This window comes from Paenibacillus cremeus (genome assembly GCF_007786445.1).
In the GTDB taxonomy this organism is placed as follows: Bacteria; Bacillota; Bacilli; order Paenibacillales; family NBRC-103111; genus Paenibacillus_G; species Paenibacillus_G cremeus.
This window is the reverse complement of the sequence record NZ_VNJI01000058.1, coordinates 1-15376: the sequence shown is the minus strand read 5'-3', so window position 1 is coordinate 15376 and position 15376 is coordinate 1. Positions and strand designations below refer to the sequence as shown.

Genomic DNA, 15376 nt, shown 5'->3' with positions numbered 1-15376 from the left:
ATTGATAACGAACACATTACCAAATATTATGATTTCCTATCAGATTTCCTTAAGTATTTCAGGTCTAATCTTATGATAATCCCCCAAGGAATCCGTGTTATCGAAATGAATGGGTATACGGATGGAAACGACGGTACCCCTGCCCGGAAAAGAAGTTAGCTTGACCCCATATTCACAACCATAATGCAAAATCAGCCTTGCGTGCACGTTGGCTATACCAAGTGAATCCTGCTGTGCCTCGCTCTGTTCAACCGCCGCCGAAATCTTCTCCAATTGCCCGTTGATCTGCTGCAATTCTTGTTCCTTGAGCCCCGGACCATTGTCGGCTATTTCAATGACAAGATCGGGACCGTCATCGTACGCGCTGATCATGACCGCCCCTTCTCCTCCCTTTGGTTCGATCGCATATTTCACTGCATTTTCTACGATGGGTTGAAGAATAAACTTAACGACAAGACAGCAGTTAAATTTTTCATTTATAAGAAACCGGCTCTGAAAGTGCTTTGGAAAACGGACGTGAATAATATCCAAATATTTGCGAAGTTGCCCGAGTTCATCCTCCAGCTTCACTTCCATATTCGTAAATTTGGCTGTGTACCGGTAAACATCTGACAAATTACGCGCCATCCTCACAATTACCGGTACATTTTCAAGATAAGCGATGCTGGTAATAATACCTAACGTATTGTACAGCAGATGAGGATTGATCTGATTCTGCAACGCCTTAATCATGGTCTCCTTTTGCTTCAATAGAGCTTGCATTTCTTTCATCTGCAATCGCGAATTGGTAGCGATCAATTCGTCGAGTCGCTTTACCATCACATTAAAGCTATGAAACAGCTGCTGTAGCTCATCCTGCCCCGGCACGGATTCCGTTTGCACGCTTAGGTCTCCTGTAGACACCCGGTTCATTAAGCCTCTCAGGTTTAGTATCGGATTGACAAAACGATTGGACAGCAGCGGAACGACGAAGATTACAAGAAGAGTAATAATGCCTAGTACCCATTGGGTAGAAAAACGCGCAGAGCTTAAGCCTATCGCTACCTCAGCGAAAGGAACGAGCGATACAATTCGCCAACCGGTGACAGACGAGCGTGAACCCCCGATTAAGTAGTCTGATCCTTTATACTGTTGAATGGAGATTTCAGCATTATCTGGAATTTTAAGAGAAGACAGATCGGTCAATCCCCTTGGAAGTCCGTTCCATGCTTCATTCGGGTGATACACGATAGTATCATTTTCGGAAAGGATGAAAAAGATCCCCGAGGACCCTAATTTCGATATCTTTATGGATCTGTCGATTTCTCGCAGGGAAATGTCTAAAACAAGGACTCCAATCAGATCGATCGTTTTCTTATCGTAAATGGGCAAAAGCACTGATATTACCGGTTGCCCGAAAGCTCCTTCATATTTCGCAATATGAGTCGGGAGAATTCTTATATCCGGGGAAACAGGAAGGCCATACCAGGGTTCGTCTGCGATATGGTCCAGCTTGCCATAATATTGTGCCATGGAAACGATATGATTGGATTTAGAGATGAGAAACATGCCTTGAATTTCCGAATAATTCAGTGCTAAGTATCTTTGCAGTTCCTTCTCGACGTTCTGTACGTCAATATTCGTATAGCTTTCGCTGGTTAGCCAATCTTGGATAATATCATTTTGAATAATCGAATGCGTAGACTGCTGGAGCTGCTGAGAATAATAATCCAGATGATAATTCAATCGCGACGATGCTTCGCTGGAGACACTAATAAACTCCTGTTCCGCCGCTTTGCTGTAGTAGTAGTTAGAGAAACCGCCTGCAAGCAGTACCGACAATACGCTTACGCTGAGAAAGGCCAGCACCATCTTCATTTTTATCGATAGCTTCGGAAGGATCGGATAATTGTTCATTGACCCATTCTCTTTCTATATTCAACGGGGGTTATTGTAACGGTCTGCTTAAATATTCGGTTAAAATAAGGCAAAGATGAGTATCCTACCATATCGGCAATCTCGTAGATTTTCAAATCTGGCTCCTGTAGAAGCCCTTTAGCCCTGGTGATCCGGACCAGATTCAAATAATTTAAAAGGGTGTAGCCAGTCGTTTTTTTGAAAAGCATGCTGAAATGCGAAACACTCATGTGGGACTTTTCGGCTAAACGGGCCAGCGAGAAATTCTCATAGTAATGAGCATCGATATACTCTTGTGCTTTTTTTATCGAATTATTTACATGATGCTGAGCATTTTGAGGATAAATAAGCCGCCATTCCTCGATTAAGCCTGCAAAATATTTATGTATCCCCGATTCATCTTCAACGTCAAGCGGTATAAAGGTGCGCCGGTGATCATACACTTCCAGCAATCCGTTTAATTTGGAGGACAAAATTGCCAGCAGGCTCTTTCGCATGCCCGGGGTCGTTACCTTCAGCTTCTGCATGGAAGTCAGCAGCGTCCTGAGCTCTATGGCCGCTTCTTGATGGCTCATCTCGGCCATCTGCTCGACAAATCTCTGGATATTCATGACACCCTTGTGAATCTCAGCCATTCCCTCTAATTTCACGAGCGACCTTCTCAGAGCCGCATGTAGCTCCTCTTCAACGACCGGCTTCAGCAAATACTCGGTAATGCCGAACCGCATCAACTGCCTAGCATATTGAAAATTATCATATCCGCTTACAATGATGGTAACTAAAGGTAAATTAGCCTGGTAAATTTGTTCACTTAACCAAATACCGTTTTTGTTCGGCATCATAATATCCGTGATTACGATACTGGGCCAATGCTCTTGAATGAAATCCCATGCTTCCTGGCCATTGCTTACTTCTCCCGCCACACTAAAGTGGGGTGCCAGGCGATCGACCATTTCCGCAACAGCATCGCGTATCCATATTTCATCTTCAGCCACTAATACCTGAAACATCGTATAACCCCCTATGGTGGCCATGATTTAAGTGCAGTGAACGCGCGTTCATTTTTTTATTTTATATGAATCTGTTCAAAAGCATTGTCGAATATTGGAATATAAAATAAATCTTTTTATATTAATACGATTGAGTAAGAAATCAAAAGATTGATTCATGCCTTTCTCTTAAAAAAGAGTATACTATCATTGTTATTTAAGAAAATCGTTTTAAGAGCCAAGGTTAACTAGTACATAGCAACGCAAAAAATATTCATCTAACTAGTTTACAATCAAAACCCACAGAACTTTATTAAATTTGTTCCCTGTCTAGTTTTTAGCTAATACAATAATTATGGAGGGAAGAGAACACTATGAATACTTTAAAAGAACCCCGTAAGATTACTGGCAGAAACGTGACAAGCTTCTTGGAAACGGTTGATGTGTATAGTGGCGAGCGTAAGGTTCTAGCCGAATTCGATTTTCTGATTGAGGCACCTAACTGGACTCGCAATGGTAAACAGCTCATTTATAATAGTTTGGGCTGCCTCTACTCTTTCGACATTGCAACGGGCGAAAGTACCGTTATAGACTCAGGATACGCCAATCAATGTAATAACGACCATGTGCTTTCACCGGATAACTCGAACATCGCTGTAAGCCATCACACTTACGAGGATGGCATGTCCCGCATTTACATTTTTCCCTTTCAGGGCGGAAATCCCGTCCTGATCACGCCGATCGCCCCCAGCTATTTGCATGGTTGGTCGCCTGATGGAAGTACGCTGGCTTATTGCGCAGAGCGTAACGGCGAGTACGACATATTCACCATACCAACAAACGGGGGTGTTGAAACGCAGTTGACTAACTCCCCTGGACTTAATGACGGTCCTGAATATTCTCCTGACGGCAATTACATTTGGTTTAACTCTGTGCGAACGGGCCTTATGCAAGTGTGGCGTATGAACGCCAATGGTGATGATCAGGTACAGATGACTTTCGACGAAAGTAACAATTGGTTTCCTCATGTATCCCCTGATGGACAATGGGTAGCTTTTATCGCCTACCGCAAGGGTGATGTCGCACCCGGGGAACATCCCGCAAACAAGAACGTTGAAATTTGCTTAATGTCCAGTTCTGGAGGCGAAACCCGTACACTGGTCAAACTGTTCGGCGGACAGGGTACCATCAATGTAAATTCTTGGTCACCCGAGAGTAGGCAACTGGCGTTTGTGAGCTACAAACTTAAAGACTAATTAATAATTATTTGGGAGGTCTCAGATGACGGCGTTTTCTATAGGTTCGTGGTCATTTCATGGTCTATTTAAATCAGGGAAAATGAATTTGTTCGGCTATTTAGAGAGTATCAAGTATCGCTATCGACTCAGTCATGCTGACATTTGGAACGGTATGCTCGTTTCAACAGAGGATAATTATATTCAAAGCATCAAGACAACCTTGGATGAAGAAGGATTGACAGTTGCGTGTCTAAGTGTGGATGGTGCAGACGTCTGGCATAACGATCCCGCAATACGTGATCAAAAGTATCAAAAAGCACTTTTGTACCTCGACATTGCACGTAGGTGGGGAGTTCAAACGCTTCGGATCGATATGGGAGTAGGCTCGGTAGAAATGTCGGAAGAACAGTTTGAGTATTGTATCAAGCGGTATAGAGAATATGCGCAATTTGCTTATGACCATGGATTTCGGGTAGGCCCGCAGACTCATCAACCTGCTTCCCAAGCTCCCCAAAACCTCAAGCGCATCTATAACGAAATTTCAGCTCCTGGGTTTGGAATTTTACTAAATGTAAGCCGTTGGTTGGTAGACAAGGAAATCGGCGATGAGATGGTTGCACCCTTTACGATGCATGCCCAGTTCGACCGTGCGTTTGTAGATTTTTCGGGGACGGATCTCCTACATAAGGTGCAGCTGCTGCATCAAGGAGGATACCAGGGTTGCTGGTCTTTAGAATTCCGGGGTGGCGAAAATGAATACTTGGAAGCAGAACATGATTTATTAACGCTTAAACGAGCAGTATGCCTAGTACGTTAGAACTTATCTTCCGGTTAACGATTGCTGCAAAAAGCCCCACTTCCCTCGAAGGATATCGAGGGAAGTGGGGCTTTAACGTTTATCTAGGGTATTGTAGCCGTTCGGCAACACGCGAATATTGCCCATAGAGGCGATATGCCTTTGTCCATCAATGCCCACCGATGACACTTTCTAGCAGGCGCTTATGGGATCATAAAAGCTTGTATCACCGTTGTTAAGTACTGACAAGCAAAAGAGCCGCTACAGGCTCGATCATCTCCCCCTTGTTAGGGACAACCTAACATTTGAATGTGCAGAGTTCAACAGTCGCGGTCCCTATTGCGAGATCTCAAAGCGCCTATGTTTGTCTCGCCTTACATCCCACCGGAGACAAAATAATCGAATCAATTCTTCTACCTGAGGTTGTTGTTATCCATCATTTTGTACTGCATCAATAATTGCATCAATAATTAGTGCTAATACCATCGGTTATTCTTTTTTACCAGGGTATACCAGTTAGGAGGTGACATTTCCTTTTCGATGTTGAGATGATTTTCTTCAAAGCATATAAACGGAGAACAAAATAGGTTTCCTAGGTTGATGAAAATGACCACTGCGGGAAGTGTCGGTTGACAAGAACTTGATGTCATAAATGACAAGAACTTTATCCCATTCCCGACAGACAAAAAACACCGTCTTTTTAAGGTGGACAGATTGACCAGTTTTAAATTGAATTTTGCTTGATTCTTGCTCATATCAATACTCTTGAAAATCCCTATTCCGTACTCTTTGAGTACGCGATCCGTTCGTTCAAGAGAATAATAAAGTGCTACTGCTGAATGAACGGCTAGATAAACGCAAATGACCCGGAGGGTGGGCACTTTTTTCAAAGTATCCACCCTCTGGGTCACAGTTCACCACCTTTTATCAAGCGATTAATATATTTTGGCCCTTTTTACTTATCGATCGACGTACTACGCCGGTTTTCAGGTTTAATGCTGCAAGACAGAGTTTACTTACTATTTTTCACTTCGTAAGGGTGTCGACTTATGAGCTCTTCCACTGCGTGAGCGCGCTCCGACTCCCTCAATCGCTCAATATATGCTTCCAAGTGTCCTTTTGCGTGAAACGGTCCGCCCTCTTTCATGACCGTCCACAACGGATCGGTTGCAAACGGCATTTTTTTCATCCTTTCATCATGCCATTGATTCAAATAATATACCGCGTCCTTACGTGTTCTCAGATGATCGGCGGCAACGTCCTGCTGTTCGAAAGGATCGTCCCGTAAATTGTAAAGCATTTCCTCTGGGAACAGATGGTAGCCATCGTGGTAAGTGCGGATGTATATCCACTCATCAAATCGAACGCTTCGTTGGCATACGTGCGCACACTGGGATACAACTAAATATTCTCTACCGCATTCGGCTCCCTGTGTAAGCGCCGGCGCATAGCTTTGACCGTCCCAGCCGGAAGCAGCCGGCTGGCCAAGCAACTCGGCTAGTGTAGGGGCAAGATCAAGATGATAATGGAGACCCTTGTCAACGTGCGGAGATGTAACCCCCGGCCACCTAACGATCATCGGAATGTGACATGTTCCTTGATCAGCGGTGCCATGCTCACCGTAGATCCCGAGCTGCCCCATGTTTTCTCCGTGATCGGCGGTAATGATTATCACCAGATCATCCAATACGCCATGCCTCTCAAGCTCGCCGAACAACCGTCCAAGGTGTTCGTCCATATAACGGATGCCGCAGTCGTACCCGTCAATCATCCTACGCATTCCTTCCATATCCATTATTTCTCCAGGATGGCGCGGATACGAGGGATTCGTTTTATTATCGTACATGTTAATATCCCGTGCGCTATGCGGTCCGACCTTCTGCTTATGGCGCTCCAGCACCTCTTCCGTAATCCATTCCGGGAGCGGATCGCCCGCAAAGGGATTGCCAAAATCGGCCGGGGCCCTGTAAGGCGTGTGGGGATCCCAATAATTCACATAAAGGAACCAATTATCCTCAGCCGCATTCTGTTCCATCCAACGCAGCACGCCGGGAGTAACCTCTTCGGCCGATTCCATCCCCCGATTGCCGGTGTTGTGAATTTCAGAAAATCCTGCATAAAACGTCCATTGTGAATGCCGTTCGCCAAAAGGGCTGAATAGCACTGTGTTCAAACCGGCTGAACGAAGCAAAGCAGGCAGGCTCTCCTTGGCCAGCTTATCCTGGAAGCCGCGGGTAATGCCCTCATGCCTCATATCCCCCGCGGTTCCGCCATGGCCCACGATCCCGTTAGTAATACCGAACCGGCCGGACATTAACGCCGCGCGCGAAGGTGAGCACGGTGCATCGGAGGTGTAATAATTTTCGAAGCGGACGCCCTGCCCGGCAATGTTATCGATATTAGGCGACGTATTGCGGTGATAGCCGTAACAGCCCAAATGATCCGGGCTAAGCGAATCCAGGTCAAGTAACAAAATTCTCATCGGTTTGATCTCCTCACATGTGTCTTATCCCTTGACGGCACCATTTGTTAATCCTTGAACAACCTGCTTCTGAAAAAACAAAATGACAAGAACGAGCGGTACTACGGAAACCACGATGGCTGCCGATATGGTAGCCCAAGGGAACTCGTATTCGCCCGGGAACATCATGATCCCTACGGGCAGTGTGCGTTTGCCGGCTTCGGACATCAAGGTAAACGAGAACAGAAATTCATTCCAGCTGTTGACGAATACCAGAATCGAAGCTGTCGCCATGGCGGGTGCCGCCAGCGGCAGCATAATACGCAGAAATGCCTGAAGCCGGTTATAGCCGTCGATCAGCGCCGCATCCTCCAATTCCATCGGCACATCCTTGAACAGGGCTGAAAGCAGCCATACGACCATCGGCAGTGAAAAAGCCGCGTGGGTGATGCCAAGTCCGGTGAACGAATTCAGCAGCCCGATATCGCGCAGGCCGGAGAAAATCGGCAGCACCATCGTCATCGCCGGAAACATGGACGTGGCAACGACCAGCATCAACACCGCAGATTTGCCGCGAAACTGCAGACGGGCCACCGGGTACGCGATCATGCAGCCGAAAATCAGCGTAATGATCAAAGTGTCGATTGCAACAACCGTGCTGTTCCAATAATACAGTGCTAACGGCTGCGTTTTGAAAGCGGCAATGTAATGTTTAAGCGTCGGTGTCAGCGTAATCCATTTGGGCGGCATGGAAAACAACTGATCGGACGGCTTCAGAGAGGAAATAAACAGCCAGTACAAAGGAAAGAAGGAAAGGACGACAAGGGCTGCGACGGTGATGAAAAAAATAAGTTTTTTAACAGGTTCAATCCCGGCCAATGTGCTTCCTCCTTTATTCCGGATCGTATAAAAACTTCAGGTATAACATCGAAATAGCAAAGATGATGACAAACAACAGCACGCCGAGCGCGGAACCGTAGCCCCACTCCATGTCGATAAACGCCTTCGTATGAATGTACATTGGGAGTGATTCGGTGGAATTGCCCGGCCCTCCCTGCGTCAATCCGTACATCAGGTCAAACGCTTGGAGCGAGTGCATCGTGCGGAGAACCAGGGCTACCAAAAAGACGTTTTTCAACAGTGGCAACGTAATTTGAAAAAAAGCCTGCACCTTGCTGGCTCCATCGATATGGGCCGCTTCGTAAATGTCGTGAGAAATGGATTGCAATCCGCCCAAGAGAATAATGGCCATAAAGGAGGCCGTTTTCCAAATGGCAACGATACACACGGAGATGAAAGCCAGATTGGTACTTCCCAGCCAGTTTATCGGCTTGTCGATCCACCCCCACTGAAGCAGCATTCCATTGAACAAGCCGTAATCGGAATTGTACATCCATCTCCAGGTTAACGCATTGGTCACCGCCGGTAGCGCCCATGGAAACAGGATCGCCGCCCGGACCAGGCCGCGGAAAGGAAACGTCTTGTTGGCGATCATGGCAAGAAACAGGCCAAGCACGATTTCGAACACCACCGTGATAAGAGAGAACGCCAGGGTGAAGCCGGTGGAATGCCAAAATCGCGTATCCTTCAGGGCCTCGGCATAATTGTCCAACCCGATAAAGGGGGTACCCAGCCAAGGCTGGGTCACCGAAATTTGATGCAGCGACATCCAGAATACTTTAACGATCGGGTAGAGCGTGAACAAAAGCAAGAACAGCACTGGCGGAGTGATCAACCAAAAAGCCAGCGTTTTATCGTTTAATCTTTTGGATCTTTTCATGGGCAGAAGTACCTGCCTAGCAGCTATAGACCGTGAGGACACCAGCATCACTCCTTAATCTTGTCGATTTCCTTCTGCGCGTCTTTGATCCCCTGCTCCGGATCCTTTTGCCCGTTCAGGACGAGGTTGATCTCCGTTTGCATCGCACGGCTAAACTGCTCGTAAGCGCGCAGCGCTGGACGGCTCTTCGCGGTTTCCAGCATCGTCTGGGCTTTTTGGGTAATCGGCTGCTTGGACGCAACCTCCGGATCCGTAAGGGCCTTCCGGTTCGTAGCGAGCTTGCTAGTTTGAAGCACCATCGATTTTTGCTCAGCATCGGACAGGAAAAATTTCATGACCTCCACCGCTTCTTTTTTATGCTGAGAGTTGCTGTTAATCGCATAGACCCAGCCGCCGGTGCTCGGAGTACTTTTGCCGCCATCGAAATGAGGAATCTGCATGACGTCATATTTGCCCGATACCTTCGTGTCCTTCAGGGTGGAGAAGCTGCCCGGCCAGTTTCTCATAAATATCGCATTGCCATTGCCGAATACGATCTGATTATCATTCGGATTCGAGGTCGCGACGCTTACCGGTGAAACCTTCGATTGCTGGACGAGGCCCTGCATTTTTTTCAAAGCTTCCACGGCCTTGGGTGTGTCCACCTTGATTTTACCGGCGGCATCAAACACATCGCCACCGTTCCCCCACAAAAATTCGAGCCAGTTAATTGTTGCTCCTTCGATCTTTGCTCCCTGGAACACGTACCCGACGAGATTCGGATCATTCTCCTTCTTCAAAATCTCTTGGGCTACTTGCTCGAGCTCTGCCCACGTCGTAGGTACCTTCTGATTATATTTCTCCAGTAAATCCTTGCGGTAGTACATCATGCCGACGTCGATCCAGCCTTGAATGCCGTACTGCTTACCGTCGATTTTCGCTACATCCACCGCAGCCGGATAAAACTGCTTGAGGTAGTCGGCATTCACATATTCATCAATTGGCGCAATCCAGCCGGCGGAAGCGAACATTTTGGGCCAGATCACATCGGTCATGAGCAGATCCGGCGTTTTACTCTTGCTGTTGAACCAGGTCGTATACCGGGTCAGCTGTTCATTGGGCACCTGGGGCAGTTCGACATATTTAATCTGAATGTCCGTGTGTGACTTGTTGAAACGCTCGATGGATTTGGTCATTTCCCCCGATGCATCCAAACCAGTCGAAAACTCGATGGTTACGGGCTCCTTTGGTTTATTTTGGCTATCCGCAGCGGAAGTGCCCGCAGGCTTAACTTCGCCCCCGCCCCCGGAGCAAGCAGGCAACAAAACGGCAGCGCTCAGCAGTGATAAGAGTATGCGCTTTCTTTTCATGGAATATCTCCCCTTAGAGTTCAATATGATACTCCCCCATTGTGCCTAATCTAAAACGGATTGAGGATGATGTTTTTTGTTCTTTTCTTGATTATTTTTGCGCATCCAGACGCTCACGGTATTGAGCGGGACTGAGTCCCACCTCTTTTTTGAACACCCGGCTGAAATGCTCCGGGTTCGGATAGCCGACCTGCTCAGAAATTTCGTATAGCTTCAAGCCGGTGTGCATAAGCTCCTTTGCTTTTTCGATCCGGATGCCCGTTAAATAATCGATAAATTTATAGCCGGCTTCCTTCACAAACAATTTGCTTAAATGACCTTCGCTGACGCCGACCCATTCGCTAACCAGCGTAAGGGTGATCCCGTCGCCGTAATGCTGCTCGATATACGATTTCGCTTGCTGGAGCACTCCTTTAAAGGACGAAGCCGCTGACGCTTTGGATTCGTGAACGGCGGCATGCACCGCCCCCATCAGTTCCTTAAGCCGACTCCATAGCTGCTTCAAGGTGATACAGTGATCCAGCAATACAAAAGGTTTTTGGTAGGGATCTGGAAGCTGCTCCCAAACGCAGCCGTTCACCACGAGCAAGGAGCCCAGCTTCCAGACGACGTCCGCAAACGATTTGCGGATGTACTGCTCGTCGCCGGGTGGGATCATTCCCGTCCAAGTATCGAAAGAAGCTATCCAGACCTCCGGATTCGAGTCCGTGAGCGCAGTTAACATCTCTTGGGTCTGCTCGGCGAATACCGATTCATCTGTCGCCGGCTGGGCGTCCGTATACTCGGGCCAGTTCAGGGTGTCCGAAAAATACAGTCTGCCTCCGCCGCTAAAAAAACGGCTCCTCGTATTGCGCCGAGCCTCTTCAACAAGCCTCCGCCAAAAGACGTTGCCCGCCTCGCTGACGCCCACGGTCACGCTTAAATTCGCATACCGGTTTAAGCGTCGCTGAATAACGGTGAACAGTTCGTTTAGCTGATTTCTCAGGAACATATAGCTATTGGTCTTGAAGGCATGAAACAATAACACCACCTCGGACTGCGGGTATAGCAGCATTTCCGCGTGTATCCCCTTGGCCTGAAGAGCCTGTTCCGTGACGGTAGGGATCAGGTCAACACCCGCATCGGAAGCGCCGAAATCCGCCGAGTCGGGAAGAATGACAGCAGCAATCCGTTGTGTTTCAGGCAAAACCACCCCCCGCTCACTCAGCATCTTGAGATATGACGATTCTTCCTCAGGCAAATCCGTTAGCATTCTTTTCAAGATCACATCGGTCCCTTCGGACATAGCAGCGGTTTTACGAGGAAACACCTGCTTTCGTTTTTCCAGCTCGGACATCGCTTTTCGGAGTACGGGGATCACATGGCTCTCGTCCATATCGACCTTCACAATATAATCTATGGCTCCGAGCAAAAACGCTTCCCGTACAAATTCATAATCGCGGTACGAGCTTAGTGCCAGCATGACCGGACCGCGATCACTCGAACCCTCGAACTCCCTCCATTCTCTCATCAACTCGACGCCGCTCATTTTAGGCATTTTCATATCGACGATGAGCAGATCGACCTCGGGATGCTGTTGTTTGTAAGCCAGTGCCTCTTCCCCGTCCGGCGCTTCGCCCGCGATCGTAAACGGCAATCCGCTTTCCGTAATTAAGGTTCGCAGCGCGAGCCTGAACAGTGGCTCGTCATCGACAATCAGTACTTGGTAGTTGTCCGAGGTATCCATTTAGTCATCATCCCTTTCTCTTGTCTCACTCGTACTACCCACGAACGGTAAATGAACCTCGACTCGTGTTCCTCCGCCTGCTTCGCTAATGAGCTTAAGCCCGTACGATTCCCCGTAATGTAGGCGGATGCGGTCGTTCACATTTTTAATGCCTATGCTGTTATAATTGTCTTCGCTTGACGGTGCGAGCAGCTCGTCCAGATCGTTGGACTCGATGCCCGGCCCATTGTCTTCTACCACAATCACCACTTTTTGGTCCTCCAGGAAACCGCTCAGCTTCATCTGTCCGTCGTGTTCTTTATGCTGCAGACCATGAACAATCGCGTTTTCCACGATCGGCTGAATCAACTGCTTCAAGACAAAACTGCCGTACAGACGATCATCAAAATGCCACTGGACGTCGAAGGAACCGTAACGGAATTCCATTATATATAAATATTGCTCTAAATAATCGATCTCTTCCTTAATGGTATGCATCGTCCCGCCTCGATTAAGCGAAGTGGAAAGCAGCCGGATAAAGGCGTCCGTCATTTTTTGGATATTCGGAACCCGGCTGATGACCGCCATCAATTTAATCGCATTGAGGGTATTCAGTAAAAAATGGGGATTGATTTGCGACTGCAGCGCTTGCAGCTCAGCCATCGCTTTGGCTCGCTGCTGCTCCTCTTTGTCCTTCATTAAGACTTCCATTTCCTTAATCATCGCATGAAATTTATTGCCGAGCATGAATATCTCGGAAGGCCCGGACGGGTCAAATTCCAGCTGAAGCGTGCCGGTTTGCACTCGGTACATACAACGCACGAGCGAACTAATCGGCCCCGTAATCGTCCGAACAAAAAACCATGAAGCCGCCAAAAACAGCACCGTACTCATCCCACCGACCCACAACGTCATATTCAGCACCTTGCGTAAAGGACGGGTTAAGGAATCGTAAGGGATGATATGGATGACTTTAAACTGGGTTACCGGCGCCGTAAAATAGGTGATAAATGCGGTCCTACCGTCGATGCTTACCGTATATTCGCCGGATGAATACCAGCCGGTCTTATACAAATAAGAAGGTTGATCGAGCCAGTTCTGAATATACGTCTCACGGTTAGCCGCGATGGCACGGCTTTCATTGTCCAGAACAAGGAAGTCTCCTTGTTCTTTGGTGGAGGATTCAAATAAATGCTGAAATAGTGAGCCTTTAAAAACAAAATAAATAACCTCTACCTGCGACTGATCGTTCATATCGGAAGGTAAAGCCACTGCAGCAGTGTTAATGTATTTCTCGTCCAGTTCGGACATATGGCTCGGCTGTACCCCGAATAGCTTGATCTGACTGGGCGCGGCAAGCGATTTGTTGTACCAGAGGGAGGTTCTCATCAAGCTTTCGTCAATCGGCACCGCACGGTTTGCAGAATAAGCCCCGCCCCCGCGAAAAAAGAAAACGACATCGATCAGCTCGTTGGTGTATTGGAAATAGTTGTGGACCAGACTCTGCACTCTGGTACCGTCAGCGCCCTGGCTGTGGGCCTCATCGACGGCGGCTAGCAATATTGGATCTTTGTACAAATATCCGACCGTGTTCATGATTTGCCCGGCTTCCCGATCAACGCCGACGGACACTTGCTCTAACGTACGCAACGTTTGCTGCGTGGACTGCTCGGTGACAATCGATTTATAACTTTGATAAGATACGACCACCATCGTAAGCAGCGGAATCATGACCATCAAGACAAAACTCGCTAACATAATAGTTCTTATGCTCCAGCGTTTGAATGGAAATTTATTGCGAACTTTCCTTAGCAAGATATAATTGCTCCTTTCCATGTACCAGTTTCACGAGAATGCAAATAAAACTTTCATGACGTTCCCGGTCACAGGCTATGATGAAAATCTCATCGTAGCCGTTTTTCTTTTTCACCAACTGACAATACTTAGAATTAAGGGCTGGATCAGTTCGTGGCTTTTTGTGGTGACTTGATCCCGAAAATAAAACTGAATGAACAACCTTTGAAGCACAGGCTATTGGAACTTCGAGTCCGGATAAAAATTTTCCTCTTTCAGGTTGTTTTCTGGCCCCCCATTTCCTTTCGGAGGTTGGTTGTTCTCATGATGGAAGCTATTCTGGAACGCTGTGCAGGGTTGGATGTTCACCAAGAAACGGTCGTTGCTTGTGTTTTATCTGGTCCGCTCGATCGGGCTCCACGGATGGAGATTCGAACGTTTGGAACGATGACGGAAGATTTGCTCGAACTCGGCGAATGGCTCACTATAATGGAATGCTCCCATGTCGCCATGGAAAGCACAGGCATCTACTGGAAGCCCGTTTGGAATGTCCTTGAAGCGCTTGACGTTGAGCTTATCTTGGCTAATGCTCATCATGTAAAAAACCTTCCCGGCCGAAAAAAGACATGAAAGACGCCGAGTGGCTTGCAAAATTACTTCGATGCGGGTGTAGGATTCCCTGTCAGTTGAATACGCACACATAATCTCACACAAAATGTGGGTGGATTCACGCTGAAAAAATTAAATGAGGTTAGACCTCTAAGATACATAAATAATATAGACTTAAAAAGCCCGATTCTGTGTGTGAACACGCATCCGGGCTTTTTCGCAACTCATATTGTCATATTTGTGGTGAATTCAATGCTCCTACAAGCTTTGAACGGTTAATACTGAACTAAGGCTGCGGCAAAGGATTTGCTTTTTAAAACTTTCTTTACAGATGGCTTGATTGCCTGCTAATGGATCCATGTTATGATCAGCAAGCCTATGATGGCTACAACGGTTAAGTGAATTCCGTTGGCCCGGAACCCAGCCTCAATTCCTGTAGCTACTCCGGAGAGTCGGCTTACAAGCATATTTAACGGATTGACCGGGCTTAATACAGACGAGATCGACCACCCTAGCATAAGCAACACGGCAAGCACGTGATTTGTCGTACCGAGCTCGTGGGCGTTCATTTGAGTGACTAATGCGGTCACGATCACCATTGGATGAATGCCTACGAACGTGACTGCAATGATAATTAACACTACGCTAATGGCAAAAAGTAAAAATGACTGATGAGCCAGGCCTTCAAGAACCCATTTGATCCCGTTACCAAGGCTCGTCCCCTGCATGGAGAATCCCATTAGTCCTGCACTCGTAAAC

12 protein-coding genes are annotated in these 15376 nt (G+C 47.4%); 3 read left to right on the top strand and 9 right to left on the bottom strand.

Features of this window, described 5'->3' with window-relative positions:
- Positions 1-39 precede the first annotated feature (39 nt).
- Positions 40-1896 carry a cache domain-containing sensor histidine kinase gene (locus tag FPZ49_RS29935; protein WP_144854035.1) on the bottom strand — a complete coding sequence of 619 codons (1857 nt, stop codon included), beginning with the start codon at positions 1894-1896 and terminating at the stop codon, positions 40-42.
- The gene (locus FPZ49_RS29930; protein WP_186446176.1) at positions 1893-2906 is read right to left on the bottom strand and encodes a response regulator transcription factor; all 1014 of its coding nucleotides are present in this window, start codon (positions 2904-2906) and stop codon (positions 1893-1895) included. Before FPZ49_RS29930 ends, FPZ49_RS29935 begins: the two co-directional genes overlap by 4 nt.
- Positions 2907-3259: 353 nt before the next feature.
- Here FPZ49_RS29930 and FPZ49_RS29925 point away from each other — a divergent pair, with 353 nt between their 5' ends.
- A complete protein-coding gene (locus FPZ49_RS29925; protein WP_144854033.1) occupies positions 3260-4141 on the top strand; it encodes a TolB family protein in 882 nt (293 codons plus the stop codon).
- Between the two features lie 25 nt (positions 4142-4166).
- Positions 4167-4940 (top strand): sugar phosphate isomerase/epimerase family protein, encoded by a 774-nt coding sequence (locus FPZ49_RS29920; protein WP_144854032.1) that lies wholly within the window; start codon positions 4167-4169, stop codon positions 4938-4940.
- Between the two features lie 991 nt (positions 4941-5931).
- Here the strand turns inward: FPZ49_RS29920 and FPZ49_RS29915 are convergent.
- The 6 genes from FPZ49_RS29915 to FPZ49_RS29890 all read right to left on the bottom strand — a co-directional run bounded on the left by FPZ49_RS29915 (position 5932) and on the right by FPZ49_RS29890 (position 13972).
- The gene (locus FPZ49_RS29915; RefSeq protein ID WP_144854031.1) at positions 5932-7401 is read right to left on the bottom strand and encodes a sulfatase family protein; all 1470 of its coding nucleotides are present in this window, start codon (positions 7399-7401) and stop codon (positions 5932-5934) included.
- A 24-nt stretch (positions 7402-7425) separates the two neighbouring features.
- Positions 7426-8259, bottom strand: coding sequence for a carbohydrate ABC transporter permease (locus FPZ49_RS29910; RefSeq protein ID WP_144854030.1), 834 nt, complete (start codon positions 8257-8259; stop codon positions 7426-7428).
- A 13-nt stretch (positions 8260-8272) separates the two neighbouring features.
- The gene (locus tag FPZ49_RS29905; RefSeq protein WP_186446175.1) at positions 8273-9160 is read right to left on the bottom strand and encodes a carbohydrate ABC transporter permease; all 888 of its coding nucleotides are present in this window, start codon (positions 9158-9160) and stop codon (positions 8273-8275) included.
- Positions 9161-9207: 47 nt separating this feature from the next.
- Positions 9208-10509, bottom strand: a complete 1302-nt coding sequence (locus tag FPZ49_RS29900; protein ID WP_144854028.1) for an ABC transporter substrate-binding protein — start codon at positions 10507-10509, stop codon at positions 9208-9210.
- Positions 10510-10600: 91 nt separating this feature from the next.
- Positions 10601-12235 (bottom strand): response regulator transcription factor, encoded by a 1635-nt coding sequence (locus FPZ49_RS29895; RefSeq protein WP_144854027.1) that lies wholly within the window; start codon positions 12233-12235, stop codon positions 10601-10603.
- Positions 12236-13972, bottom strand: a complete 1737-nt coding sequence (locus tag FPZ49_RS29890; protein WP_186446174.1) for a sensor histidine kinase — start codon at positions 13970-13972, stop codon at positions 12236-12238.
- Positions 13973-14332: 360 nt separating this feature from the next.
- Here FPZ49_RS29890 and FPZ49_RS29885 point away from each other — a divergent pair, with 360 nt between their 5' ends.
- A complete protein-coding gene (locus FPZ49_RS29885) occupies positions 14333-14638 on the top strand; it encodes an IS110 family transposase (RefSeq protein ID WP_144854025.1) in 306 nt (101 codons plus the stop codon).
- Between the two features lie 326 nt (positions 14639-14964).
- Here the strand turns inward: FPZ49_RS29885 and FPZ49_RS36145 are convergent.
- On the bottom strand, positions 14965-15376 hold a 412-nt coding region (locus tag FPZ49_RS36145), incomplete at its 5' end, for a hypothetical protein (protein WP_222429988.1).

Excerpts from the sequence above, each read along its gene's own strand:
- FPZ49_RS29935 (WP_144854035.1), bottom strand. The coding sequence starts at position 1,896 with ATGAACAATTATCCGATCCTTCCGAAGCTATCGATAAAAATGAAGATG.
- FPZ49_RS29930 (WP_186446176.1), bottom strand. The coding sequence starts at position 2,906 with ATGTTTCAGGTATTAGTGGCTGAAGATGAAATATGGATACGCGATGCT.
- FPZ49_RS29925 (WP_144854033.1), top strand. The coding sequence starts at position 3,260 with ATGAATACTTTAAAAGAACCCCGTAAGATTACTGGCAGAAACGTGACA.
- FPZ49_RS29920 (WP_144854032.1), top strand. The coding sequence starts at position 4,167 with ATGACGGCGTTTTCTATAGGTTCGTGGTCATTTCATGGTCTATTTAAA.
- FPZ49_RS29915 (WP_144854031.1), bottom strand. The coding sequence starts at position 7,401 with ATGAGAATTTTGTTACTTGACCTGGATTCGCTTAGCCCGGATCATTTG.
- FPZ49_RS29905 (WP_186446175.1), bottom strand. The coding sequence starts at position 9,160 with ATGAAAAGATCCAAAAGATTAAACGATAAAACGCTGGCTTTTTGGTTG.
- FPZ49_RS29900 (WP_144854028.1), bottom strand. The coding sequence starts at position 10,509 with ATGAAAAGAAAGCGCATACTCTTATCACTGCTGAGCGCTGCCGTTTTG.
- FPZ49_RS29895 (WP_144854027.1), bottom strand. The coding sequence starts at position 12,235 with ATGGATACCTCGGACAACTACCAAGTACTGATTGTCGATGACGAGCCA.
- FPZ49_RS29890 (WP_186446174.1), bottom strand. The coding sequence starts at position 13,972 with ATGTTAGCGAGTTTTGTCTTGATGGTCATGATTCCGCTGCTTACGATG.
- FPZ49_RS29885 (WP_144854025.1), top strand. The coding sequence starts at position 14,333 with ATGATGGAAGCTATTCTGGAACGCTGTGCAGGGTTGGATGTTCACCAA.